The organism is Streptomonospora wellingtoniae (assembly GCF_031845375.1).
Classification (GTDB): Bacteria; Actinomycetota; Actinomycetes; order Streptosporangiales; family Streptosporangiaceae; genus Streptomonospora; species Streptomonospora wellingtoniae.
In genome coordinates this window covers 55,568-78,051 of record NZ_JAVREK010000011.1, presented here as the reverse complement: position 1 = coordinate 78,051, position 22,484 = coordinate 55,568, and the positions used below count along the sequence as shown (strand labels likewise).

Here is a 22,484-nt window from a genome sequence, read left to right as displayed (position 1 = left end):
CGGTGGCCGACTTCGCCGACGTGCAGGACGTGCGCGACCGGTGGGAGGGCGACATCCCCTCGGGCTCGGATCTGGAGGCGCGGGTCCAGGTGCGCCTGGACGACGCCGAGGCGATCCTGATCCAGCACGCCGGCGATGTTCAGGCCCGCATCGACGCAGGGAAGACCACTGCGCACCTGGTCAAGGTCGTGCTGTGCGACATGATCCTGCGGCTGCTGCGCAACGCGAGCGGCATCACCCAGGAATCCGCGGGCCCGTTCAGCCGCAGTTTCGACGCGGCCGTGGCCTCGGGCAAGCTCTTCCTGATCCGGGAGGACCGGCGCCGGCTGGGAATGAAGGGGCAGGCGGGGTCGGTGTCGCTGTCGGAGGCCGACGACGCCCTGGCGTGCCCGCTGCGCCCCAACGGCGACCAGGTGGGGTGGATCGCGTGAGCGCCTTCACCCACCCGGTCGCGGTCACGGTGAAGCGGTCGGGTGGCAAGGACCGCTACGGCGATCCGCTGCCGGGGCCGCCGCCGCACACCGTGGAGGGCTGCGCCGTCTACCCGCGCACCTCCACGGAGACCGCGACCGGAGGGACCACGGTCATCACCGGCCGCACCCTGCTCGCGCCGATCGGCGCCGACATCCTCCCCGAGGACCAGATCACGCTGCCCGACGGCACCGTGTGGTCGGTGGAGGGCGACGTTGGGCCGTGGTCGTCCCCGTTCACGGGGTGGTCGCCGGGCCTGGAAGTCAACCTGGAGCGCGTGAAGGGGGCCTGATGTCGTTTCGTCCGCGCTACAGCCAGGACATCCGCAAGACCCGCAAGCTCATGAAGTCCAAGGAGCTGCAGGCGCTGCTGGTGCGCGTTACTGAGTCGGTCGGCCGCCCCTACGCCGAGTCGATTTCGCCACATGAGAGCGGAGAGTACCGGTCGGCGTTTCGGGTGAGCGGCGAAGTGGAGGCCGACCGCGCCCAGGCCCGGCTGGAGAACACCTCCGACCACGCCGTCCCGGTGGAGATCAAGCACCGGGTGCTGGCGCGCACCGTCGACCGGTTGGAGGGCACCGGTGGCTGACCTGCCGGTGTTCGTCGATGCCGAGGACGCGGTCATGGACGCCGTCACCGACATCGCTCCAGCGGAGTCCTGGACGGGAACCACCCTGCAGGGGAGTCTGCCGCGGATCCGGGTGCGGCGGGTGGGTGGCGACGACGACGGCCACACCGACCGGGCGCGGGTGGTGGTGTCGGTCTATGCCGCCACCACCTCCCAAGCCAAGATGCTGGCCGCGCGCGTGCGCCAGCGGCTGACCTCCGGGCCGTCGTCGGTGGCCGCGGGGGTGCTCGACAAGGCCGCCACCGAAGCCGGCCCGCAGGACGCGCCGACGGCCGATTCCGACAACGTCCGCTGCCGCGAGGCGATCTACCGCGTGTACCTGCGGCGCTAACAACCATCGACCAAACCATCCGGCCCCGGCTTCGTCGGGGCTTTTGCATGCCTGGAGGCTGCCATGGCCGGGACCGTCTACGACGACCTGAAGTCCAAGAAGACCGAGCTGGTCAGGAAGGCGCTGGACGGGTCCGCGTTCCTCGCCCCGATCAGCTCCGACCCCATCGACGTGCTGACCGACCCGACGGACATGCTGCTGGCGGCGCTGCCGGAGGGATACGACGACCTGGGCTACGTCTCCACCGACGGGTTCAGCTTCGGGCGGGAGGTGGAGCAGGCCGACATCCGCGCGCACGGCGCCACCGACGCGGTGCGCTCCGACATCACCGCCGACTCCTCCACGCTGACGGTGCAGTGCATCGAGACCAAGCTCAACACGATCGGTCTGTACACCGGCGCCGACGTCAGTGCGCTGGAGGCCGACGCCACCAGCGGCGAGCTGGTCATCGACAAGCCGTCCCGGCCGCGCGGGCAGTACTACCGGCTGCTGAAGGTGTCGGTGGACCTGGGCGACGACGGTGAGATCTACATTGCCCGGTTCTTCCCGCGGGCCAAGGTCACCAACTTCGACGAGCAGGCGTTCACCTCCGATGGTGAGACGCCGATCACCTGGCCGGTCACCCTGACCGCGTTCACCGACTCCACCCTCGGCTTCTCCGAGCGCTGGCTGTTCGGCGGGCCCGGGTGGACCGCGCTGCTGACCGACATGGGCATCACCCAGGCCACCCCGTAAGGAGAGCAGGCATGGCACCAAGCAAGAAGTACACGGTCTTCGTGTCGCCGGACGGCCGCCACGAGCAGGTCGTGGGCTCCAAGCACCGTGAGAAGCAGCTGCGGTTCGAGGGCTGGAAGCCCAAGCAGGAGCCGGCACCCAAGACCGCACCCAAGACCGAGCCCCCCAAGGAGCCGACCAAGTGAGCAAGAAGGGCGCGCCGCGCCGATACTCCATCGCCCGCTACGTCAGCGAGGCCACCCGCGAGCCGTTCGACCTGGAGCTCAGCGACGAGACCGTGGTGAAGATCCCCCAGCCCACCACCGCGGAGATGGACGGGATCGCGTCGGTCGCCTCGACGCGGGAGGTTCTGGACCGGCTCGCCGAGACCCCCGAGGACGCCGAGAAGGTCTATGCCGAACTGGCTGACGCCCCCGCCGGCGCGGTGATGGCCCTGGTGAAGGACATTCGAGAGCACTTCGGCCTGGGGGGATAGAGCGCCTCGTCTACCTCCTGGAGAGGTATGGCGGGGCGATCAGGGCGTCGCTGGCCCACCACTACCCGGGTGTGGACATGCTGGCCTTCTTTCGGGGGGATTTGGCCTGCGACGCCCTGCTGGACTACATCGACCATCTGCCCTCTGATTCGGCGTTTCACGCGGCTATCGCCGAGGACGAGGAGTACGCGGAGATGGTGCTCGCCGAGTACGGCGACACCCCGCCGGGCCCGCCCCGGCTGACCGAGTTCGGCCCGGAGGTGCGGGCGCTGGCGACGGTGGTCGACAAGCTGTCGCACCTGATCTCGATCCAGATCGCGCGGGCGGGCAAGTCGCCGCCGCGCATGGACAACTACCCGCGCCCGGTGACCGCCCTGGAGAAGGTGCGCCGCCGGCGCCGGTTTGAAGCCCACGAGAATTTGACGGCCCGGCTGCTGCGGGGTCGCGGAGCGAACGCGAGGGGGTGACCTCGCGTGGCCGACTATCAGTCCGGGTCCGCCTGGATCCCGGTGAAGCCGGACTTCAAGGGCTTCCACAAGTCGATTGCCGCCGAGTTCGGCAAGCTCACGCCGGTCGTGCGCAAGCTCGGGCAGGATATGGGCGCCCGTTTCGCCGACGGGGTGCGCGGCGGGCTGGGTGCGCCCGTCCAGGACGCGGTCCGGGAGGACACGGCGGCCCAGCGGCGTCAGGCGCCTCGTGACGCCGCGCAGGTGGCGTCGGCCTTCGCTGGCGGCCTCAAGCGGACGCTGCGCGGCGAGTTGCAGGCCATGCCGCGCGCGACGGTCACGGTCGAGGCCGACACGGCGGCGGCCCGCACATCCCTCGCCAGCACGCGGGCGCAGGTGGACCGGCTGGACGGGCGCACCGCCCGGGTGAATGTCGACGCCGCCCCGGCCATCGCCGGGTTCGGGGCGCTGGCGATCGCTGCGGGTGCGGCCGCCGCAGTGCCTGTCGGGGCGACTCTGGCGGCGGGCCTGGGGGCGTTGTCGGCGCCGCTGGCGGCGGCCGGCGCCGGGTTCGGGGCGCTGGGTCTGGTGGCGGTGCCCGCGATCACCGGCATCTCCGAGGCGCTGAAGCTGCAGGAGCAGGCCGCCAACGGATCCGCGGCCGCCGCCGAGCAGTACGCCGCAGCGTTGGCGGAAATGTCGCCGGCCGCCCGCACGCTGATGGGCGACTGGCAGGGCCTGACCCGGGAGTTCACTGCGTGGCGCAAGTCGGTGGAGGCCCCGGTTCTGGGAATCTTCTCCGACGGGATCAACCTGCTGTCGGGGCGGTTCGAGTCGCTGACGCCGCTGGTGCGGTCGTCGGCGGGTGCGGTGCGCGGCCTGATCTCCGACATGGACGCCGCCCTCTCCAGCCCGTTCTGGGAGCAGTTGGGGCGCGATGTCACGGCCGCGGCGCCCGGGGCGATCACCAGTTTCGGGCGCATCGGCGGGTCGGTGGCCACCGGCCTGGCGGGCATCGTGTCGGCGTTCCTGCCTTATGCGCCCACGATCCTGGGGTTCGTCGAGGACATCGCCGCCGGCTTCGCGTCCTGGGGCAAGGGGCTGGGCGGTTCGCCGGCGTTCGCCGCGTTCCTGGAGTATGTGCGCGAGGTCGCCCCCTCGGTCCGCGACCTCTTCAAGTCGCTGGGGCCCGCAGTGGCCAACGTGCTGACCGCGCTCGCACCCTTGGGCCCCGTCGTACTGAAGGTCGCCACAGCTTTCGCCGACATGATCGCGGCCGTGCCCCCCGGGGTGATCACCGCCCTGGCGGGGGCGCTGCTCGCGGTCGGTGTCGCGATCAAGGTGGTCGCGGCCGGGTCGGCACTGGCCGCCATCGCCAACCCGGTCGGGCTGATCGTCGTCGGTATCGTCGCGCTGGTCGCGGCCCTGGTGTGGGCCTACCACCGGTTCGACGCGTTCCGCGAGATCGTGCAGAGCGCGTTCGCGGCGATCTCGCGCGCCGCCCAGTGGGTGTGGGCCAACTTCCTCCAGCCGATCTTCGCCAGCCTCGTCGAGGCCATCCAGACCCACATCATCCCCGCGGTCATGAAGATGTGGCGCGACGTCTTCCTGCCGGCGTTCCGCGAGATCGGCGCCGTCGTGCAGTGGGCGTGGCAAAACGTCATCCAGCCCGCACTGCTGCTCTACGTCCAGTACGTGCAGAAAATCCTGATTCCGGCGGTCCTCTTCCTCTGGAAATGGGTGATCGTCCCCGCGTTCTACGCGATCGCGACGGTCATCGGGTTCGTGTGGACGACCATCATCAAGCCCGTTTTCAAGGTGCTGTGGTGGACGATCAAGAACGTTCTGATCCCGGTTGTGCTGTTCCTTTGGCGGAACGTGATCGTCCCCGCGTGGAAGGGCATCGCCGCGGCGGTCAAATTCGCGTGGAACACCATCATCAAGCCCATCTGGGCGGGGATCCGCGCCTACATCAACAAGGTGCTGCGCCCCGTGTTCATGTTCCTGTGGCGCAAGGTCATCATGCCGGTCTGGAAGGGCATCCGCCTGGCGATCTCGGTTGCCTGGGCGCTGATCAAGAAGATCTGGGCGGGGATCCGCGCCTACATCCGCGGAGTACTCGCCCCCGTGTTCCGGTGGATCTGGAACAACGTGATCAAACCCGCGTGGCGCGGCATCGGAAACACCATCAAATGGGTGTGGAACAAAGTCATTCGGCCCGCATTCAACTCCCTGAAATCCGGAGTCCAGGCCGTGCGCAAGGCCTTCGGGTCGGCAGTCGACGGAATCAAGAAGGCGTGGGCGCGCATCAAAGCCGCCACCAAGGGCCCCATCAACTTCGTAATCCAGACCGTGTACATGGACGGCATCCGATCCCTGGCCGGCAAGGTGCTGGGCGCGGTCGGAGTGAAGAAGAACCCGCTGCCCAGCTTCTCCAAGATCGCCACCGGCGGTGTGTGGGAGGGCCCGGGCCAGGTGGCCCGCTACGCCGGCGGCGGGGTCATGCCCGGCTACACCCCGGGCCGCGACGTGCACCGGTTCGTCTCGCCCACCGGCGGAGGACTGGAGCTCTCCGGCGGGGAGGCGATCCTGCGCCCGGAGGTGACCCGGGTGCTGGGCGCCTCCATGATCCACGACGTCAACGCCCTCGCGCGCCAGGGCGGCACCACCGCGGTCAAGCGGCGCTTCGAGCAGTCGCAGGGATTCGCCCGCGGCGGGGTGTGGCAGGCCCCCACCCAGTCGTTCGCGCGCGGCGGCATCATGTCGGCGCTGAGCAACTCCTGGGACTGGGTCGAGGGCAAAGCCGACCAGATCTCAGGGGCCGCCAAGAAGTGGTTCCTGGACAAGCTCGGCCTGGACTCGCTGCTGGGCGCGATCCCCGACGGCGGGTTCATGACCCGCTTCGCCAAGGGCCTGTTCCGCGAGCTCCTGGTCCCCAAGATCGGCGACCTGGTCAACAAGAAGGACGAGGAGTTCGGGGGCTCCTCCGACGCCGTGGTCCGGGTGGCGATGAAATACGCCAAGAACCCGGGCCTGGTCGGCGGAGACTTCAACAACAAGTTCCAGCGGGCGTTCGGAATGGCCGGCCAGCCCTGGTGCGCCATGTTCGTCAGCGAGGTCATCAAAGAAGCGAAGGCGTCGAAGAAGTACAACAACATCTGGGGGGCGCACTCGCGGTCCTTCCGCGACGGGCTGCCGCACGGGTCGGCGTCCAACGCCAAGCCGGGGTGGATCGCGACATATGGGTCCGAGCCCAGCCACATCAACATCATCGCCAAGCGCAAGGGCGGACAGAACTACACCATCGGCGGAAACGAGTCCAACGCGGTTCGGGGGCCGCGGGTGTACGGGCCGGCGACCGACATCATGAAGCCGAAGTTCGCGCGCGGCGGTGTGGTGGACCCGCGGGTGCTGCGCCAGGACTACGGCACCAACCGGCGCACGACCACCCCGGTGCAGACCCAGTTCCTGCGTTCGGCGTTCGGACTGCCGGCCTACGCCGCGGGCGGGTGGGTGCGCGGATGGGGCGGCCTCGACCGCAACCTGATCGCCGCGACGGCCGGCGAGTTCGTGGTGCGCGAGCCGGTCGCCCGCGACAACGCCGCGCTGCTGGAGGCGCTGAACTCCGGCCAGCAGCTCTCCGACATCCTCGCCGCGACCGGCGGGCCGCGGGGCATGTCCGCAACGCAGCAGCAGGCGCTGGCCGCAGTGGCGCGCCGCGCCTCCGAGAGCGGCGGCGGGGTCTCGGCGGAGCTGCACCTGCACAACGGCGAAGCCACCGTCAGGGAGGCGTTCCGCCAGCTCAACTACGAGTCGTCGAAGCTGCAACTCGGCGGGAAGTACCGGAGGTGAGCGTGGCCGAACTCCTGGAAGGCCAGTGGGAGCTCGGCGGGCTGGTGTTCGGCCGCGCCCAACCCGTCGAGGTCACCCGCTTCGAGATCCCCGGGGCCGACATCAGCTCCGCCGACCTGGAGATCCCGGGGGAGGACGGGCGCCGATTCGGCTACGACTACCGCGGCGGCCTGTCCCTGCAGTTCGAGATGGCCGTCAACGCCGAAGACGGCTCCACCGCCCGGGCGGCCTGGAACGCGCTGGCGAACCGGTGGCGCAACCCGGCCGTCCGCCACACCCCCCGAGCGGTCGAACCGCTGCGGATCCGCGACTACGGCATGGACACCGTCGTGGTCTATGGCCGCCCCCGGGAGTTCGACGCCGCCGACACATCCCTTCTGGACCGGGGCACCGCGGCACTGACGGGCGCGTTCGTCACCGCCGACGACCGGTTCTACTCCGACATCGAGCACACCATCACCCTGGACCTGCTGCCACTGATCGGCGACGGCCTGATCCTCCCCTTCACCCTCCCGGCCGTCCTGACCCCGCTGGGCGACTCCGACTCCGCCCAGGTAGACAACGCGGGCGACGTGGACACTTGGCCGGTCATCACCTTCTCGGGCCCGGTGACCAACCCCGGGGTGCGGCTGGCCGCGACAGGCGCGGAGTTGCGACTCCTCACCACGCTCGCGTTCGACCAGACCGCCACCCTCGACACCCGGCCGTGGGCGCGCACCGCCCGCCGCTCTGACGGGGCATCGCTCGCCGGCGCCCTGTCGGGGCCGCGGATGGGCGAGTTCTCGATGCCGCCCGGCGCCACCGAGGTGGCGTTCCGGGGCCAGGACCCCACCGGGGCCGCCCGGTGCACGATCCGCTGGCGCGACGCCAGATCAACCCCCTGAGGAGGGCGTGTGACGTTTCAGGAGGCGGCGTTCGTCGACGGCGGCCCCATCAACGGGACGCTGCTGCGGCGCCAGTACGAGTCCTCGACCCGCTCCGGACAGGGGGTGGTGGAGTCCACCGACCTTCGGGTACTGGAGCTGGCGGTGCCCGCCGACGGGTTCCGCATCACCTCCGGGGCCGCGGCGATCCCCGGCACAGTCACCGCGTTCGACGGTTCCTACTACGCGCTGAACATCGGCGACCACACCGTCCCCGGTGTGGCGGGCACCGGTTCGGAGGGGCCCCGATCGGACATGGTCGTCGCCTCCTTCAACCCCTCGACCATGTTCATCGAGCCCGACATCATCACCGACGTCGACCCCGACGCGACCGCCGTCCCGCCGTCTTACCTGGCCGGGACCGCGGCGATCCCGCTCGCCCGCATCGACTGGCCGGTCTCGACCGGCACCATCACCCAGGACATGATCGTCGACCTGCGGCAGATGCTGCAGGAGCGCAGCGAGCGGGTGCTGCGGGTGCAGCGGGGCATCGACCCGGTCGAGTACCTCGGCAACATCCAGGACCCCGACTGGGAGAACGCCCCGGACGTCGTGTGGCCCGACGTGGTCATCCCCGCCTGGGCGACCCAGGTGCAGGTGGTGGCTCACTGGATGAACATGGGCCAGTTCTCCGCCGACCTGGCGGGTGGCGGCGGGTCCACTGACGCGCGCGGCCGCGGCCGCGTCGCCCTGGGGTATGGAACCGGAGGCGGCCCTACCGACATCCAGACCGACTACATCGCCTACAACTTCAACCTCAACACCTCCAACGGCGAGAGGCGCAGCTTCGGCCTGGCCGACCAGCAGATGATCCCCGCGGAGATGCGCGGACAGCTGTGCAACCTGCGGCTGCAGGTTTCGGGCACCGTCGGCGTCCGCGGCCGCCTGGCGTGCGACGAGTGGTCGACCTTCTACGTCGACCTGAACTTCCTCGAGCGCCCGGCGATGGACGTGACCTGATGCTCGTCGGAGCATCCTCGGCAGGCGACTGGACCGACACGGTCACGGTCGGCGTGCCCGCCGGCGTGGCCGACGGCGACCGCCTCATCCTGATGGCGACCGCCAACGACTTCCGGGCCATCACCCCGCCGCCCGGGTGGGCCCTGGTGCTGGAGTCTCTGTTCGAGGGCAACGGGGTCGGGAACTGGGTGTATGAGCGCGAAGCCTCCAGCGAGCCCGCGGACTACACGGTGTCCTTCGACGGCGTGCACTGGCATTTCGCCGCGATCGCCGCGTTCCGCGATGTCGGCGCGGTCGCCGGCTCAGCGCACACCAACACCTCCGACGTCACCACGATCGACCTTCCCAGTGTGGAGGCCGACCCCGGCGACACGCTGCTGGCGTTCGGGTTCCACTGGGACACAGCAACGACCGCCTGGGACGCGGCGCTGGAGGAGGTGGTGGCGCTGCCGCGGGCGATCGTCGCCGCCATGACGCCGACCTCGGTGAGCCCGACCCCCTCCTACACGCTGACCTCCGACACCCTCGGTGTGATGGGTGCGACCGCGATCGTGCTGCCCTCCACCGCGGAACCGGAGCCCGAACCCGAGGCCGCGACGCCGAGCGCGCGCGCCGAGGTCCAGGCCCGCAAACCGCCGCAGTGGCGCTACCACGCGATGAACCTCCCCACCCGGGAATGGATCCACCGGGACCTGCCGCTGAGCGACGTCCGGCTGTCGCCGGCCATCAGCGGGCCCTACGCGTTGTCCGCGAGCATCGAGCCGGACTGGCCCGACCTCAAGGACGCGTCCGGGAACCTGGTGCTGCAGGAATGGCAGACGCTGATCCTCGTCGAGCACGGCGACATCCTCCGCGGCGGCGGCATCATCACCTCCACCGACACCACGGGCCCGAACCTGCAGATCGAAGCAGCCGGATTCAGCTCCTACCCGGAGTCGCAACCGCTCGTTGAGACCCTCTCCTGGGGCGGGCCCTCCGCGGGATCCAGCGGCCACGGCGTGGAGGTGCTCGACGTCGTGCGCGCCCTGTGGGCACACGCCCAGTCGCTTCCGGGCGGCAACCTCAGCGTGGCCCTTGACGGCACCACCACCCCCTACTACCTGGGGTACTGGCGAAATGCCCGCAAGCAGCCCACCGCTGACGAGCCGGACCCGCCGGCGTCGGAGGTCGAGGACGAGATCCCGATCAACCGGGTGTGGACGGTCGCCGACCGGAAGCCGTCCGCGGCCACCGGCAAGAGCGTGCACTGGGACTACGAGGTCCCGCACTACGAGAACGTCGAGATCGGATCCCAGATCGGCGAGTACGCCTCCGAGGTCCCCTTCGACTACCGCGAGGTCTACGCCTGGTCGGATTCCGGCAAGTCGGACGTGGAACTGCGCATCGAGTTCGGGTACCCGCGCCTGGGCGGGCGCCGGCCGAACCTGGCGTTCATCGAGGGCGACAACATCACCGATGTGGTGGCTGTGCGCCGCGACGGCGGCGAATACGCCAACGTGGTGATCGCCCGCGGCGCCGGTGAGGGTTCCAAGCAGCTGCGCGCGACCGCGAGCATCCCCGACGGCCGATTGCGGCGGGCGGTGTCGATCGAGCATTCCGACGTCACCAGCAAGGCGGCGCTGAAGGCGCTGGCGAACGCTGAGCTCGCCCGGTCCACTCGCTTGGACGACATCGCGGGCTTCGTGGTGGATGCGACCCACTCGAACGCTCCGGCCGGCAGCTTCTCCCCGGGAGACGACGTGTTCGTGCAGACCCACGTGGGCTGGCGGGAGCTGGCCCTGTGGGTGCGAATCACAAGCTTCGACTACGAGCCGGGCAGCGGGCTGATCAGCGTGACGTGCGCCCGATCGGATTCCTTCGACTACACGGGCGGGGGCTACTGAGTGGTGGACAGCCAGACCAAGCAGCAGATCCAGCGGCTGTCGCGGATGATGCTGGAGCAGCAGCGCCAGATCGAGTCGCTGAAGGCGGGGGCGCGCACACCCCAGCTGTCGCGGTCGTCGATCGACCGTGGTGCGCTGGAGGTGCGCGACGGTGCGGGGGCGACGCGTGCGCGCATCGGGTGGCTGCCGGATGGCACGGTGGGCATGGTCACCGAGGGCGGCGACCCCGTGTCCGCGCCGACCGCCCCGTCGGTGGTCCCGGTCATCGGGGGGCTGCGCGTCACCTGGGACGGCGCCCTGGCCAACGACGTGGCGCTGCCGGGGGATTTCGACCACCTCGCCGTCCACGTCAGCACCAGCTCGGGTTTCACCCCGAGCGCGGCCACCTACCAGGGCACGATCCGGCGTGCGGGCGACGGCGGCATGCTGCCCGTGATCCCGCTGCCCTACGTCGAGCACTATGTGGTGCTGGTGCCGGTCACGACCGGCGGCATCCAGGGCGACCCCAGTCCGGAGGTGGCGGCGACACCCCTGCAGGTGGAGGGGCCGGACCTGGTCGCGGGCAGTGTGACGGCGCCGATCATCGCCGGCGGGGCGGTCACCGCCGACAAGCTTGAGGCGATCCTGGTGCTGGCGTCCACGATCGTGGGCGGCATCCCGGGCGGCGCCCGGGTGGAGCTGGACCAGGACGGGCTGCGCGGCTACGACGACACCAACACGCTGATCTTCGCGATCGACTCCGCGGGTAACGCCGTGTTCTCCGGCGACATCACCGGCTCCACCATCTCCGGATCCGTCATCGAGATCGGTGAGGACGCGCCGGGCTCGAACTACGGTGTCATCGAGGAGACCGTAGACGGCGTGGTGCGCACCCGCGTGTCGTCGATGTCGGGGGCGCGCGCGCAGATCGCGGCGTTCGACGATCAGGCGGAGTTCTCGGCGTGGGGCGACGACGCGGACCCCAGCACGCCCGCCGGCGGGGTCCTCGCCGACCCCAATGAGGCCAGTTTCGCGCTGTACTCGGACTCGTCGCTGGCTGCCGGCGCGCCGTATGTCTCGATGAGCGCCACCAGCGGGGAGGCGTTCTCCCGGCATCAGGCGCCGAACGGGTCGCGGGTGCAGATCAGCGCCTCCGACGCCCACACGGAGGTGTCGGTGACCCCGCAGGATTCTGTGGCGGAGCCCGCGATCACCGTGCCCGGGTCCTTGTATTCGTTCCGCAGCTCCACCGGGGAGATTCCGCGGGTGACGGTGCAGTCGCCGCGGGTGGACACCGGGCCGGGTGCCGGGCTGCGGTCGCTTTTCTTCCTCGACGGCACCACGTCGACACGCGACTACGCCCGCGCGGAGCTGTATGCCCGCCGGATCGTGCTGTCCTCCGACTACGACGGGATCACCGAGGCGACGTCGACCGAGCCCGGGGTGCTGTTCCTGGACCCCACCCACTCGGTGGCCTCGGAGCGGCACGCCCCGAAGACCACGGCGATGGTGTCGCAACCGACCGCGACCGGCACCGGCGACTGGGTGGATTTCACGTCGGGCCAGTTCCCGTCCCTGGCGTTCACCGCCCCCTGGTCGGGCCGCGTCAAAGTGGTGATTCAGATGTGCGGCTACAACTACGGCAGCACCAACGCCACGCTCGCGACCGGATTCCGCCTGTCCGGTGCGGGGACGCTCGCCGCGGACCTCAAACGCTCGGCGATGGTCCGCTGCGTGATGTCGGACGTGTCCTCCCGCGGGTCGGCGGGCCGCACCGCCACCGCCACCGCCTACCTGCAACTCGCGGGCAACGCGAACTACACGCTCACCCCCACGTGGCGCACGAGCACCACCTACGACTGGTCCCGCACGGACGCCTCCGGAGGCGACCTGTCGCAGGCCTACGACCTGCTGTATCCCAATGACATCACCGTCGAGCCCATGATGTGAGGACGGCCATGGCCAAGAGCGAGCACGGGCGGCGGCTGCCCAGCCCGATAGGGGCCGTCCGGCGCGGCGGGCGGCCGCGTCCGCCGAGGATGCCCGAAGTCGTGAGTAGTGACACCGCCCCCGGGGTGCCGCTGGATTACGCCGCGCTGGATGCGGCGCACCGCAAGAAGCACGGCACCGAGGAGTTGCCGCGCCGCGACGACACCGCCGACTACATGGCGCGAAGAGTGGTGTGACGATCGAAGGGGTGGGCGTGGGTGGTCTCGTCGAGCTGGTGCCGGTCCTGGAGTTGGGGGCGACGGGGCTGGTGTCGCTGGGGGTCGTGCTGATCGCCACCGGCCGTCTGGTGCCTGCCCGCACGGTGGACCGGATCGTGGCGGCCCGCGACGAGATCATCGTCCAGCAGCGGGCGACGATAGAGCGCCAGCAGTCGGTGATCCAGGTCCGCGACGAGCAGGTGGGGGCGCTGGTGGAGCAGGGCCAGACGTCCGCGCGGGCTCTGGAGGCTTTGCGGCGGGCGGGGGAGGGGGCCGGATGAGGTGGCTGGGCTGGTGCCGCCATCGTGCCCCGGACCCGCCGGTAAGTGAGGAGGAGGCGCGTGCGGCGCGGGTGCGCGCCGAGGGTGATATGGCTGCTGCGGTTGGCCGGGACCCGGTTGTGCGTGATGTGGTGCGGCGCCTGGCGGCGCAGCGGGAGCAGAACCATTTCGGGCCGGTGATCTGGCGCGCGTTGCGGGGTGAGAGTGATGGGTGAGGTGGCCAACGTGCTCGCAGGGCTGACGGCGCTGCTGCTGTGGGTTTTCGCGGCGGACTACTGCCGGGTGCGGCCGTGGCGCAATCCCGGCGGCCGGCTGGTGCTGGTCGTGACCCTCACCCTCGCGGTGGTCATGTCGTTCATATCGGCGCGGCTGTGTTTCGGCGCGTTCGCGTTCCACGAGGTGGTGCGGATCGTCGTGTACGGCGCCGCGATGGCCGCTGTCGTCTGCGTGTGGGTGGCGTTCCGCCGCGCCCAGTCCCGCGCCCGCGCCCGCGCGCGTGAGCGGGGCCGCCACCGCCCCTGACCCGATTTCTCCACGTATGCCCGCCATGTGCGGGCTTTTCTTATGCCAGGAGGCAACTGTGTCGTTCATCTCCGATCTCTACTCGCGCGTGCGCTACCTGCTGCGGTACCGCCGCAACCCGGCCATGTACGTCGCCGTCGGCGTCGTGGTCCTGCTGACTGCGTGGCGCGTCGCGAACGGCATGCCCATCGAGGACGCGCTCACCGAGAACTACGTCGAGAAGATGCTGATCCTCGCCGGCGGCGTCCTCACCCGCCTGCAGGTGTTCAGCCCGGAGGCGGTGGAGGACCTGTTCGCATCCCGCGAGGCCGACGCGGTCGCCGGCCACGGCGATGCCGAGGACTTCGAGGACTTCGACGACTCCGAGGACGCGGGGGTCGTCTGACATGGCGCCGGTGATCGAGTCGGCCGCGACGGTCGGCATCCCCTCCTCGATCGGGTCGTATGGGCGGCCGCGGTCGGGGGTCGTGGTGCACTACGTGGGTTCGTCGCACGTGTCCCGCGGGTCGCACGCGTCCTGCCGCGCGCAGGTGCGGGGCTGGCACTCCTACCACCGCAACGGCAACGGGTGGGCCGGGCTGGGTTACCACTTCTGCGTCTGCCACCACGGCATCGTGATGACCGGCCGCGGCCTCAACCGTGTGGGTGCGCACGCGCCGGGCGCCAACGCGAGCCACGTCGGTGTGCTCATCATGCTCGGCGGGTCGCAGCGGCCCACGGCCAACCAGCTCAAGGGGTTCCGGGAGTTCCGGTCCTGGCTCGGCCGCAAGGGCGTCCGCTCCAGCAACGTCACCCCTCACTCCCGGTGGATCAGCACCAGCTGCCCCGGCAACCACCTGCGGTCCCGCGTCTCCTCCAACTCGTGGGGGGCGGGCGGCACCATTCCCAGCACCGGAGGATCCTCCGGCGGCGGAGCGAGCACGGAGGACGATGAGATGTCTCTGATCAACCTGCGCAAGGGCGACGGAAAGAAGAACGGCCGCAGGGAGCACGTCATCGCGCTCCAGGGCCTGATCCTCAAGGCGGGCGGCAGCCTCCCCGAGTATGGGACCGACGGCGACTACGGCGACGAGACCGCCGAAGGGCTGCGGAAGGTCCGCAAGTCCGTCGGCAGTGCGGCGAAGAAGGGGTGGGGCAACCGGGTCAGCGGCCACGCCTACGCCCAGCTGATGCAGGCCGTCGCCAAGCGGCAGGACTGACGCGCCACCTCGCACGCGAGCGCGCCCCGCTCTCCTTCGGGAGGGCGGGGCTTTTTCGTGTGTCCGGCCTCAGCGCTTCCGCCACGATTGGGGCTGCTCGGGGGAGTAGTACTCGGTCTCGCCTTGGGCGATGACGGGCACCTGCACGTACACCTGCCCTTCGACGCGGGTGATCTGGGAGACGGGCGCGTCGGTGACCTGCCACCGGTAGTCGGTGCTGGCCTCGTAGGTCTCGCACCAGGTGACGCGGGCGAGCATCCCGGCGGGGGTTCGCACCCACGCGAGGAGGTACACCTGCCCGCCGGCTCCGCGGTAGGTGACCCGGGGCGGCAGCGCTGCGATGGGGTGGGTCATGCGGTGTCCAGCCCGGTGGGCACATCGGTCGGGGTGAGGTCGGGTCTGGGTCGCCGGTACCTCACTGCGTGGCGCCAGGTGTGCCCGGTGGTGGCGGTGTCGGGCTCCACCTCCACCACGATGGTGGGTTCGACGCGGGTGTAGGCGATGCGGTCCCGGGACCCCCACCGGGGTGCGAGGGTGGCCGGCCACGGGTGCCCCGCCGCGGCCTTCTGCAGCCCGGCGTTGGCGATCGCCTCCTGCTGCGCGCGGGTGAGGTCGGTGGTGCGTCCGGCGATGCGCAGCCGCCCGTCTGGGTCGTACCGCCCGAGGATGAGCGTGCGTGGGCTGTGGGTTTTGCCGATGATCCCGCCGATGATGGCGTCCGTGGTGGTTCGCCGCTTGTACTTCAGCCACCCGCGGTTCCCGGGCCGGTAGCGGCTCCGCCCGTCCTTGGCGACCAGGCCCTCCACGCCGACGTCGGCCAGGCCCGACCACCAGTCCATCGCCTCGTCCACATCAGGGGTCTGCCAGGACAGCATGAGGGTGGGATCGTCGATGCCGTCGAGGAGGTCGGCCAGGGCGGCGCGGCGCTGGTCGAGGGGCCGCCGGGTCAGGTCGCGGCCGTTGTGCCGGAGCAGGTCGAACACGATGAAGTGGCACGGCTCGGCGCGCGCCAACCCGGGGGCGGTGCGCGCGCTGGCGCGGTTGCGGCGCAGCAGCGCGTCGAAGTCGAGCCGGCCGCCCCACCGGACGATCTCACCGTCGAGGGTGGCGCCGCCGGGGATCGCGGCGAGTGCGTCGGCGATCTCTGGGAATTTCCGGTCGAGCCGCGCGCCGCTGCGCGAGCTGATCGCCACCCGCCCGTTGATCTCGGCTATGGCGCGGAACCCGTCCCACTTGGGCTCGTACCGCCAGTGCGGGCCTTCGGGGAGCGTGTCGGTGGCGCGGGCGAGCATGCAGTCCACACTGCGGTCGTGCCCGCCCCGCGCCTTGGCCGGTCGGGGCTTTGCCTGATCACGACCAGGATTTTCGCCACTCCTCCACCAGCGCGGCCCGCTCCTCCCGGGTGGCGGGCTCGGCGCTGAGCCCGAGCGCGGCGCGCACGGCCTCCCACTCCTCGTCGGTGACGTGTTGGCCGTCGTCGGGGGGTAGCTCCATGCCTGCCTGGTACCCGTGTCCGGGCACGGCCACCCCGCGCGCGCGGACCTGGCGGCCGGGCACCATGGACGCATGGATGACGGCATGGTGCGGGTGGAGCTGGTGGGCGGGCCGCTCGACGGCGAGACGCAGGAGCACGCACTCGCGGACCTCGGGCCGGACACGGACGCGTGGGGCACGCACATGGTGGTCGACGGCCCCCGCTGCCACCCGCACGACCCGGCCGCCCGCGCGGTGTACGAGCCCGAGGACGGCGGAGACCCGCACCGGTGGACCTGGCGCGGCTGGAGCCCCTGAGCGTCAGTGCGGGATGCCGTCGATGATGCCCCGCGCCCCTTTGCGCAGCAGGTCAGCAGCCACATAGGCGCCCAGCTCCCCGGGCCGCTCGCACGAATCCCACTCCTGCGAGTAGGCGAACCGGCCGCCCTCACGCGTGAACACCATCCCCAGCAGGGACAACTGCCCGTCCGGGGTGGTGTGAGCGTGCCCGGCGATCGGAGAGTTGCAGTGGCCCTGGAGCATGTGCAGCATCGTGCGCTCCGCCGAGACGTGGGTGCGGGTGACCGGGTCGTCCACCATGCGCAGCAGCTCGCAGATCGCCGTGTCCGCGGTCCGGCACTGGACACCGACCACCCCGGCGCCCACGGGCGGGCACATCACCTCGGTGGGCAGTACCTCGCTGGCGCGGTGGGCCAGGCCGACGTGGTCGAGCCCGGACCGGTTGAGCACGAGGGCCTCGAACTCGCCTTTCTCGTCGAGGCGGGCGATGCGCGCGTCGGCGTTGCCGCGGATCCGGTCGACGTGCAGATCCGGCCGGTGCTTGAGGAGTTGGGCTTTGCGCCGCACCGAGGACGTGCCGATGCGGGTGCCGGGCGGCATCTCATCCAGCGACGCATACGGCGAGCCCTTCCGGGCCACGAGCACGTCACGCACGTCGGTGCGGGCCGTGTAGGCGGCGAACGCGGTGCCCTCGGGCATCGGAACGTCGCCCGGCACGTCCTTCATGGCGTGAATCGCCACGTCGATCTCGCCCATGAGCAGGGCACGCTCGATCTGCTTGAGGAACGCGCCCTTCCCGCCGAGCTTGGACAGGTCGCCCATCCACTGGTCGCCGGTGGTTCGGATGCCGACGTGCTCGACGGCCACGTCGGCGAACTTGGCGACCTGGTCGGCGACGGTCCGGGCCATGGACATGGCCATCGGGGAGGTGCGGGAGCCGATGCGCAGGGCGGGGCGGTCGGAGAGCATGCGACCAAGGTAGTTCGCCGGCGACGGTGCTACGGACGGTTTCTGCAGGTCATGACGGGTTGTCGCGATCATTGACACGGTGGTCTCCACTCTGAGGGCAAGAGAAGGCCCCCTGCCCGAGGGGACGGGGCAGGGGGCCAGGGGAGCGGACTAGGGTGCCCGCCCGGCAGCCCCCGCAGGGGCGAAGCATCGGACACCGGGCGGGCGGAGCCGCACACGCCATATCGGTGCGACACCAGGTCCGCGCGCCGGCCTCCCCCGGGGATGTGGACCCGCACCGGCGCGCGGAAGACTCAGGGGTGCGCGTCCTCCCACGCGGCCCACGCCTGCTCCTGCTCGACGATCCACTGCCGGATCCGGTCCGCGGTGGACGGGCCGCGGCGGGACTGCTCGATGCCCCACGCCTCGGCGTCGGCCGGGGCCGGGCGGCGGCAGGTCACGTAGTAGTACTCCGCGCCGCCCCACAGGTAGCAGACGATGTCCCAGCCCTCGCCGTGGTCCTCGCACAGCCGGCCGGGCACCTCGATGCGCCCGGTCCCGTCGGGGATGTAGCGGTAGGGCTCCGTCGCCGCGCTCACCGGGGCGCCTGCAGGTCCGAGACGGCGGTGCGCACACGCCGCGGCGGGTCCGCCATCAGCCGCTCCAACGCGGGCAAGGTATCCGCGGCCAGGGTCGGCGCCCACTCCGCGGGGGCGCCCGCCTTCTTGGAGGCGTACCAGGCGGCGCCGGGGCCGCGGGAGCGCCACACGTGCCAGTACTCGGCGAGGTCATCGACCTGCGGGGAAGGCGTCGCGGTGTCCATGCTCCCGACCATGGCCCCGATCACACCTGGTGGGGAGTGGCCAGGCTAGTGGCCACTGCTCAGGCGGCGTCGATCTCCTCCATCAGCATCCGCAGGGTGAGGCTGTGCTTCTCCGGCGGCAGCTCCTCCAGGGCGGCGCGCGCGTGCGCGGCCCCGCCCGCCCGGTCACCGACCCGGGTCAGCATCAGCCCCCGGTGCATCTCCAGGTGCGTCTTGAACCGCGGCAGGCTCGCCGGAAGGTTCGCGGCCGCCTCCGCCTGCACTTCCTCGGCGAGCCGCTCGTCGCCCATCCGCGCGGCCAGCAGGCTCGCGAACACGTTGAAGCGCCACCACGGCACCGCATAGTCGGACTCGGCGTCGTCGGACCCGGCCACGTCGAACACCCGCCGGCCCTCTTCGACGAGCGTGCGGGCGCCGTCGTGGTCGCCGCGCTGGGCTGCGACGTGCGCTTTGCCCATGACCGCGTTCACCCGGCCCAAGCTGGGCCGGTCGTCCATGGCGATGGCTTGCTCGGCGAGCGTGTCCGCCACACCGAGCGCCGCGCCCTCGTAGCCCAGGGCGATCGCGGCCCTCCCGCGCACCCACACCCGCACCGGCTCGTCGCCGGAGCGGTCGGCGAACGCGGCGGCGTGCCGGTACCAGGTGACGGCCTTCGCCCCGTCGCTACCGGGGAACGTCTTCGCGTACAAGGTCGCCAGCCGCGCGGCGGTCGCCCACATGCACGGCGCGTCCAACTGCTGCTGCAACACCACCAGGTCCGCGGACAGCCGCTTCTGGATCTCGGCGGCGCCCTGGGTCATGTAGTCGCGCCCGTAGGTTTCCACCGCCTGCTCCCAGTCCTCCACGGACGGGGCGCGGCCGCGCAGGGCCTCGGCGAACCCGCGTTCGATGAGGTCGGAGGCGACCATGGGGGCGATGGCGGTGCCCGCGGCGGTGGTCAGGAACGAACGTCGGTCCACGCGTGCCTTCTCCAGGAGTTCGATGGGGACCTGCAGCACGGTAGCGAGGTGGCGCAGCCAGAACGCGGCGGGGGTGCGTCTGCCGTGTTCCCATCGGGACACCTGTTCGCGGGTGACGGTGTCGTGGCCTGCGGTCTGCCCGAGTTCCGAAGCGAGGCGGGATTGGGACCAGCCGAGGGAGGTGCGGAGATCGGCGATGAGCGCCCCGAGGTCGGGGGGCGGGGGGGTACCATTCGGGGACATAGGCCCTGCCTTCCTGGTGCGTGACAACTCCAGGGTAGGCGGGGCTTTCTTGTGTGCGCGGGCCCGTGGCCGTGCTGTGACGTGCGGGGCGCCCGTTATGCACGTGCACGGGTAGACTGGCAGGACAACCAAAAAGCGACGAGCCCGACCGGTGCTACCAACACCGAGCCGGGCTCTGACCCACCTACCTGGTCGAAGCAGGAGGCAGGCTATGCGTAACCCTAATGGTAGCCCGTGCGCGCACCCCTCAGGGGGCTCGCGGTGCTGAAAATCCACCAGATGCGCCACGAGGACCACTTCTCAATCTTCGCCAATCAGGCGATCCGCGACGGCCGACTCTCCGGCCTCGCCCGCTCCGTCCTCTTCGAGCTTCTTTCGCGCCCGCCGGGGTGGCAGTCCAACGCCGACCGGATGTGGCGCCAGGCCCGCAAGGACCGGGGCGACCGCGCCGAAGGGCGCCGCGCATTCCGTGCGGCCTTCGCCGAGCTGGAAGAGTTCGGCTACCTCGTGCGCGACCTTGACCGCAGCGGCAACCGCGTTGAGACGGTCATGCACCTGTACCACATCCCCCAGGAAGGGTCCGGGAAGGGTTCGCGCAACCCTTCGGGTAACGGCTCCCGTAACGGCGTGACAGGCGAGGCGGACGGCCAGCAGGCGGGAGAGGGCGACGGCACAGCCTGGGGTACCGGTTCCGGTACGCCTCAAAGCGGTACGTCAGAATCCGGTACGTCAGAATCCGGTACGTCTGAGACCGGTACGTCTTTAAGAAGTACCGACCACGGAAGTACCGATGTAGGAAGTACTGAGGATGAAGAGTCCTTCCGAGCTCGCTCCGCTCGCTCGGGCTCGATCGCAAGCGATCAAGCGAGCGATGACGAGCAAGCGCGCCAAGCCGAACTCGAACGGCGGTGGAATCTCGTGCGGGCACTGTCCCCAGACGAGATCCACGAGGCCATGCACGCCCTGGAGAAGCGGCGCCCCCAGATCTACCGGGACTGCCGCCAGCGGGCCATAGCCCAGTACGAGCGGGAGAAGCCCGGCGCCCCCGCGATCCTGGTGGACCAGCTCTCCTACATGTACGCGCTGATGCACTACTTCAACGGGGTGACCCCGATGTGCCTCGCGAAACCCATCGGCATCGCATCCTGACCGAAGCCAGCCCACCGAAAGGAAGACCCCCATGCGCCGACACCGGACCGGACCCACACCCGAGCACTACCCGAACGCCACCCTGCAGGACACGAACATCGACCTCGGCTCGAAGGGCCTACTCCTCAACCTGCTCGCCCGCGAGGACGCGCCATCCCTCAACATCCTCGTCGCCGAGAGCAAACAGCACGGCCACAACGTGCCCCGCAGCGAGTTCGAGGAGATGCTCGACCAGCTCGCCTCTCACGGCTACGTTGACCGCGACCCGTTCGCGGAAGACGACGACCCCGTAGCGACCGACGTGTACGACGTGCGCCAGAGGCCGTGACCCCCGGGCGTGCGGAAGGCCCGGCGCCGTGTGGTGCCGGGCCTTGCTCGAAGGGCCAGCTATCCCGAGGGAAGAGATCCCGTGGACTTCTTGTCGCTGGCCGGGAATGTGCCTACCCCGCCCATGCGGGCGGGTCAGCGCATGAGACCAGTCTACCGGGGCGCGGTCACGGCGCCCATCTCTCGGCGTCGTAGTCGGGGTGGTCGTGGTAAGTGGCGGCGATGAGACGCAGGGGGTAGCACGGGTGCAGCATGGTCTCGCACTTCGGGCACCACTGCCCGTCGAGTACCCCGTCTCCGTGCTCCGCGACGTACCTCCGAGACGAAGCCCGAGCCGTGAGAATCAGCGGGTTCTGCGTGCGAGGTTTCGCGGATTCTTCTTCGTCGAGCCGCGCTCGCAGGAACTCAACGATGGTCATGGTTGCACCCATCCTTCCTGCCAGCCGGCGCGGTGCCGGTACCCGGACGCCAGCGCGCGGAGGGCGTGCTCCAGGGTGCTGACGATCGCGTCGTGCTCGTGCATCATCGTGAGCAGGAGCGAACTTGTGTCGCCGGACGAGCCCCGGTGCTGGAGCCAATGGTCCGATGCGGCCTTGCGCGCCTGCTCGTACTGCTCCAGGATGGCCCGCTCCGCTTCGATGCGGGCGAGGGTGTCGGCCGGGTCATGGCGGGCGACGTGGGCGGCGTCGCGGCGCGGGATGTCGGCGAACTCGATGTCCTCGACCATGTCCTCAGCAGTAATGAGGCTGTGCCCGCTCGCAGCCCACGGCCCGGGCGTCGCTGCCCGTGCCGCCTTCTCGTCGGCGTCCCACTGCTCGCGCAACCACGCGACCATCGCGTCCACATCACTCACCGGGCGCCTCCTCCGGTCGCGGCGGCATCAGCGCGAACTCGTCGGGCGATGCGTCCATGGCCTCCCGCACGCTGTCGCGGGCGACCTCGAACGCGGCGGCCACGGACCTATGCGCCGTGTCGATCGCGGCCACCACACCAACCACGCCGCTCACCGGAACACCCGCCGCTGGACTCGTGCCACGGCAGCGGCCCCGTGCCGTAGCGGTACGGCGATCGCGTCCCAGGCGGCGATGACGGACCGCGCGGGCAGCGACTGCTGCGACGGCGGGCGGGCGGCCTCGTCCTGCATCCACCACCGCCCAGCCGCCAGCAGACCGGCGTACAGCACGAACCCGAGTATCACCAGCAGCTCCCCGGTCACGCCGTCACCTCCACGACGATCGCGGTGATGGCCACCGCGAGCCCGAACCCCCACAACCCCAGCAGCACCGGCAGGGCGCCGGGCCGCTGCCGGATGTACCGCCAGATCCGAGCTGTGCTTGCGCGCTGCTGCCTAATGAACGAAACCATGCCTCT

At 70.6% G+C, this 22,484-nt stretch carries 34 protein-coding genes; 22 read left to right on the top strand and 12 right to left on the bottom strand.

The window, feature by feature from the left end; translation table 11 throughout:
• The first annotated feature begins 2 nt into the window (after positions 1 to 2).
• The 19 genes from RM446_RS12345 to RM446_RS12260 all read left to right on the top strand — a co-directional run bounded on the left by RM446_RS12345 (position 3) and on the right by RM446_RS12260 (position 14,891).
• Positions 3 to 431, top strand: coding sequence for a Gp19/Gp15/Gp42 family protein (locus RM446_RS12345; RefSeq protein WP_311545388.1), 429 nt, complete (start codon positions 3 to 5; stop codon positions 429 to 431).
• Positions 428 to 763: a hypothetical protein gene (locus tag RM446_RS12340; protein WP_311545387.1), complete on the top strand. Its 336-nt coding sequence runs from the start codon at positions 428 to 430 to the stop codon at positions 761 to 763. Before RM446_RS12345 ends, RM446_RS12340 begins: the two co-directional genes overlap by 4 nt.
• Entirely contained in the window at positions 763 to 1,059 is a 297-nt protein-coding gene (locus RM446_RS12335; protein WP_311545386.1) for a hypothetical protein, read from the top strand. Before RM446_RS12340 ends, RM446_RS12335 begins: the two co-directional genes overlap by 1 nt.
• The gene (locus RM446_RS12330; protein ID WP_311545385.1) at positions 1,052 to 1,429 is read left to right on the top strand and encodes a hypothetical protein; all 378 of its coding nucleotides are present in this window, start codon (positions 1,052 to 1,054) and stop codon (positions 1,427 to 1,429) included. The genes RM446_RS12335 and RM446_RS12330 overlap by 8 nt, the downstream gene beginning before the upstream one ends.
• 63 nt (positions 1,430 to 1,492) lie before the next feature.
• Entirely contained in the window at positions 1,493 to 2,164 is a 672-nt protein-coding gene (locus RM446_RS12325) for a phage tail tube protein (protein ID WP_311545384.1), read from the top strand.
• A gap of 11 nt (positions 2,165 to 2,175) precedes the next feature.
• Positions 2,176 to 2,349 carry a hypothetical protein gene (locus tag RM446_RS12320; protein WP_311545382.1) on the top strand — a complete coding sequence of 58 codons (174 nt, stop codon included), beginning with the start codon at positions 2,176 to 2,178 and terminating at the stop codon, positions 2,347 to 2,349.
• Positions 2,346 to 2,639, top strand: coding sequence for a hypothetical protein (locus RM446_RS12315; protein ID WP_311545381.1), 294 nt, complete (start codon positions 2,346 to 2,348; stop codon positions 2,637 to 2,639). Before RM446_RS12320 ends, RM446_RS12315 begins: the two co-directional genes overlap by 4 nt.
• Positions 2,640 to 2,716: 77 nt before the next feature.
• A complete protein-coding gene (locus RM446_RS12310; RefSeq protein WP_311545380.1) occupies positions 2,717 to 3,106 on the top strand; it encodes a hypothetical protein in 390 nt (129 codons plus the stop codon).
• Between the two features lie 6 nt (positions 3,107 to 3,112).
• Positions 3,113 to 6,937: a phage tail protein gene (locus RM446_RS12305; protein ID WP_311545379.1), complete on the top strand. Its 3,825-nt coding sequence runs from the start codon at positions 3,113 to 3,115 to the stop codon at positions 6,935 to 6,937.
• A gap of 2 nt (positions 6,938 to 6,939) precedes the next feature.
• Positions 6,940 to 7,821, top strand: coding sequence for a phage tail family protein (locus RM446_RS12300; RefSeq protein WP_311545378.1), 882 nt, complete (start codon positions 6,940 to 6,942; stop codon positions 7,819 to 7,821).
• Between the two features lie 9 nt (positions 7,822 to 7,830).
• Positions 7,831 to 8,820 (top strand): hypothetical protein, encoded by a 990-nt coding sequence (locus RM446_RS12295; protein ID WP_311545377.1) that lies wholly within the window; start codon positions 7,831 to 7,833, stop codon positions 8,818 to 8,820.
• Positions 8,820 to 10,703, top strand: a complete 1,884-nt coding sequence (locus RM446_RS12290) for a hypothetical protein (protein WP_311545376.1) — start codon at positions 8,820 to 8,822, stop codon at positions 10,701 to 10,703. Before RM446_RS12295 ends, RM446_RS12290 begins: the two co-directional genes overlap by 1 nt.
• Positions 10,704 to 12,632 carry a hypothetical protein gene (locus RM446_RS12285; protein WP_311545375.1) on the top strand — a complete coding sequence of 643 codons (1,929 nt, stop codon included), beginning with the start codon at positions 10,704 to 10,706 and terminating at the stop codon, positions 12,630 to 12,632.
• Positions 12,633 to 12,733: 101 nt separating this feature from the next.
• The gene (locus tag RM446_RS12280; RefSeq protein WP_311545374.1) at positions 12,734 to 12,868 is read left to right on the top strand and encodes a hypothetical protein; all 135 of its coding nucleotides are present in this window, start codon (positions 12,734 to 12,736) and stop codon (positions 12,866 to 12,868) included.
• Entirely contained in the window at positions 12,865 to 13,170 is a 306-nt protein-coding gene (locus tag RM446_RS12275) for a hypothetical protein (protein WP_311545373.1), read from the top strand. The genes RM446_RS12280 and RM446_RS12275 overlap by 4 nt, the downstream gene beginning before the upstream one ends.
• A complete protein-coding gene (locus tag RM446_RS24910; protein WP_449657178.1) occupies positions 13,167 to 13,385 on the top strand; it encodes a DUF7620 family protein in 219 nt (72 codons plus the stop codon). Before RM446_RS12275 ends, RM446_RS24910 begins: the two co-directional genes overlap by 4 nt.
• A complete protein-coding gene (locus RM446_RS12270) occupies positions 13,378 to 13,692 on the top strand; it encodes a putative phage holin (protein WP_311545372.1) in 315 nt (104 codons plus the stop codon). The genes RM446_RS24910 and RM446_RS12270 overlap by 8 nt, the downstream gene beginning before the upstream one ends.
• 58 nt (positions 13,693 to 13,750) lie before the next feature.
• Positions 13,751 to 14,077: a hypothetical protein gene (locus tag RM446_RS12265; RefSeq protein WP_311545371.1), complete on the top strand. Its 327-nt coding sequence runs from the start codon at positions 13,751 to 13,753 to the stop codon at positions 14,075 to 14,077.
• A gap of 1 nt (position 14,078) precedes the next feature.
• Positions 14,079 to 14,891, top strand: a complete 813-nt coding sequence (locus RM446_RS12260) for a peptidoglycan recognition protein family protein (RefSeq protein ID WP_311545370.1) — start codon at positions 14,079 to 14,081, stop codon at positions 14,889 to 14,891.
• Between the two features lie 69 nt (positions 14,892 to 14,960).
• Here RM446_RS12260 and RM446_RS12255 read toward each other — a convergent pair whose 3' ends face one another.
• Genes RM446_RS12255 through RM446_RS12245 form a run of 3 tightly spaced genes read right to left on the bottom strand, consistent with a single transcriptional unit; the run spans position 14,961 to position 16,385 of the window.
• A complete protein-coding gene (locus RM446_RS12255; protein WP_311545369.1) occupies positions 14,961 to 15,245 on the bottom strand; it encodes a hypothetical protein in 285 nt (94 codons plus the stop codon).
• Positions 15,242 to 16,183 carry an ATP-dependent DNA ligase gene (locus tag RM446_RS12250; RefSeq protein WP_311545511.1) on the bottom strand — a complete coding sequence of 314 codons (942 nt, stop codon included), beginning with the start codon at positions 16,181 to 16,183 and terminating at the stop codon, positions 15,242 to 15,244. Before RM446_RS12250 ends, RM446_RS12255 begins: the two co-directional genes overlap by 4 nt.
• 58 nt (positions 16,184 to 16,241) lie before the next feature.
• Positions 16,242 to 16,385 carry a hypothetical protein gene (locus RM446_RS12245; protein ID WP_311545368.1) on the bottom strand — a complete coding sequence of 48 codons (144 nt, stop codon included), beginning with the start codon at positions 16,383 to 16,385 and terminating at the stop codon, positions 16,242 to 16,244.
• A 72-nt stretch (positions 16,386 to 16,457) separates the two neighbouring features.
• On the opposite strand from RM446_RS12245, the gene RM446_RS12240 reads away from it, so the two are divergent.
• Positions 16,458 to 16,682 (top strand): hypothetical protein, encoded by a 225-nt coding sequence (locus RM446_RS12240; protein ID WP_311545367.1) that lies wholly within the window; start codon positions 16,458 to 16,460, stop codon positions 16,680 to 16,682.
• A gap of 3 nt (positions 16,683 to 16,685) precedes the next feature.
• On the opposite strand, the gene hemC is transcribed toward RM446_RS12240, so the two are convergent.
• The 4 genes from hemC to RM446_RS12220 form a co-directional block, all read right to left on the bottom strand.
• On the bottom strand, positions 16,686 to 17,633 hold the full coding sequence (gene hemC / locus RM446_RS12235) for a hydroxymethylbilane synthase (RefSeq protein WP_311545366.1): 948 nt from the start codon (positions 17,631 to 17,633) through the stop codon (positions 16,686 to 16,688).
• Between the two features lie 293 nt (positions 17,634 to 17,926).
• Positions 17,927 to 18,211, bottom strand: a complete 285-nt coding sequence (locus RM446_RS12230; protein ID WP_311545365.1) for a hypothetical protein — start codon at positions 18,209 to 18,211, stop codon at positions 17,927 to 17,929.
• Positions 18,208 to 18,435, bottom strand: coding sequence for a hypothetical protein (locus tag RM446_RS12225; RefSeq protein WP_311545364.1), 228 nt, complete (start codon positions 18,433 to 18,435; stop codon positions 18,208 to 18,210). Before RM446_RS12225 ends, RM446_RS12230 begins: the two co-directional genes overlap by 4 nt.
• Positions 18,436 to 18,494: 59 nt before the next feature.
• Positions 18,495 to 19,637, bottom strand: a complete 1,143-nt coding sequence (locus RM446_RS12220; RefSeq protein ID WP_311545363.1) for a helix-turn-helix domain-containing protein — start codon at positions 19,635 to 19,637, stop codon at positions 18,495 to 18,497.
• Positions 19,638 to 19,916: 279 nt separating this feature from the next.
• Between RM446_RS12220 and RM446_RS12215 the strand changes: the two genes are divergently transcribed.
• Together RM446_RS12215 and RM446_RS12210 are read left to right on the top strand one after the other, a co-directional pair.
• Positions 19,917 to 20,786, top strand: a complete 870-nt coding sequence (locus RM446_RS12215) for a hypothetical protein (protein WP_311545362.1) — start codon at positions 19,917 to 19,919, stop codon at positions 20,784 to 20,786.
• Between the two features lie 31 nt (positions 20,787 to 20,817).
• On the top strand, positions 20,818 to 21,114 hold the full coding sequence (locus tag RM446_RS12210) for a hypothetical protein (RefSeq protein WP_311545361.1): 297 nt from the start codon (positions 20,818 to 20,820) through the stop codon (positions 21,112 to 21,114).
• 166 nt (positions 21,115 to 21,280) lie between these two features.
• Here RM446_RS12210 and RM446_RS12205 read toward each other — a convergent pair whose 3' ends face one another.
• The 5 genes from RM446_RS12205 to RM446_RS12185 are packed head-to-tail and all read right to left on the bottom strand — an operon-like array spanning position 21,281 to position 22,478.
• Positions 21,281 to 21,532, bottom strand: a complete 252-nt coding sequence (locus RM446_RS12205; RefSeq protein WP_311545360.1) for a DUF6221 family protein — start codon at positions 21,530 to 21,532, stop codon at positions 21,281 to 21,283.
• On the bottom strand, positions 21,529 to 21,966 hold the full coding sequence (locus RM446_RS12200) for a DUF6221 family protein (RefSeq protein WP_311545359.1): 438 nt from the start codon (positions 21,964 to 21,966) through the stop codon (positions 21,529 to 21,531). The genes RM446_RS12205 and RM446_RS12200 overlap by 4 nt, the downstream gene beginning before the upstream one ends.
• Positions 21,959 to 22,120: a hypothetical protein gene (locus tag RM446_RS12195; RefSeq protein ID WP_311545358.1), complete on the bottom strand. Its 162-nt coding sequence runs from the start codon at positions 22,118 to 22,120 to the stop codon at positions 21,959 to 21,961. The genes RM446_RS12200 and RM446_RS12195 overlap by 8 nt, the downstream gene beginning before the upstream one ends.
• Entirely contained in the window at positions 22,117 to 22,329 is a 213-nt protein-coding gene (locus tag RM446_RS12190; protein ID WP_311545357.1) for a hypothetical protein, read from the bottom strand. The genes RM446_RS12195 and RM446_RS12190 overlap by 4 nt, the downstream gene beginning before the upstream one ends.
• The gene (locus RM446_RS12185; RefSeq protein ID WP_311545356.1) at positions 22,326 to 22,478 is read right to left on the bottom strand and encodes a hypothetical protein; all 153 of its coding nucleotides are present in this window, start codon (positions 22,476 to 22,478) and stop codon (positions 22,326 to 22,328) included. Before RM446_RS12185 ends, RM446_RS12190 begins: the two co-directional genes overlap by 4 nt.
• Positions 22,479 to 22,484 lie beyond the last annotated feature (6 nt).